Origin of the sequence: Enterobacter cloacae complex sp. P38RS (assembly GCF_014930775.1) — a bacterium.
GTDB classification, from domain to species: domain Bacteria; phylum Pseudomonadota; class Gammaproteobacteria; order Enterobacterales; family Enterobacteriaceae; genus Enterobacter; species Enterobacter bugandensis.
The window spans coordinates 1-605 of record NZ_JADBRS010000033.1; the positions used below are offsets into that span (position 1 = coordinate 1).

Annotated in this window: 1 protein-coding gene; it reads left to right on the plus strand. The window is 59.8% G+C overall.

Annotated elements, in window-relative coordinates:
• On the plus strand, positions 1-552 hold a 552-nt coding region (locus tag IM303_RS22125; RefSeq protein ID WP_193360253.1), incomplete at its 5' end, for an integrase core domain-containing protein.
• Positions 553-605 lie beyond the last annotated feature (53 nt).

Consider the following 605-nt stretch of genomic DNA (forward strand, 5'->3'; position numbering starts at 1 on the left):
GACAGGATGACGATGGACAACGGCTCACCGTGGGGCGACACCACCGGCACCTGGACGGCGCTGGAGCTGTGGCTGATGCGCCACGGTATCCGGGTGGGGCACTCCCGGCCTTATCATCCGCAGACGCAGGGCAAGCTGGAGCGTTTTCACCGCAGCCTGAAGGCGGAAGTGCTGCAGGGAAAATGGTTCGCGGACAGCGGAGAGCTGCAACGCGCTTTCGATCACTGGCGCACGGTGTACAACCTTGAACGCCCGCACGAGGCGCTGGATATGGCGGTACCGGCCTCGCGTTATCAGCCGTCTGCCCGGCAGTACAGCGGCAGCGTAACGCCACCTGAATACGATGAAGGGGTGAAGGTCAGGAAAGTGGATGTCAGCGGAAAGCTGAGCATACAGGGTGTCAGTCTGAGCGCAGGCAAGGCGTTCAGGGGAGAACGGGTCGGGCTGAGGGAGACACAGGATGACGGCTGCTATGAAGTGTGGTGGTACAGCACGAAAGTGGGGGTGATCGACCTGAAGAAAAAGTCGATCACCATGGGTAAAGGATGTTAAAAAGTGTTCACCATGTCCCCGAACACCTGTCTACCATGTCCCCGGACTGTACA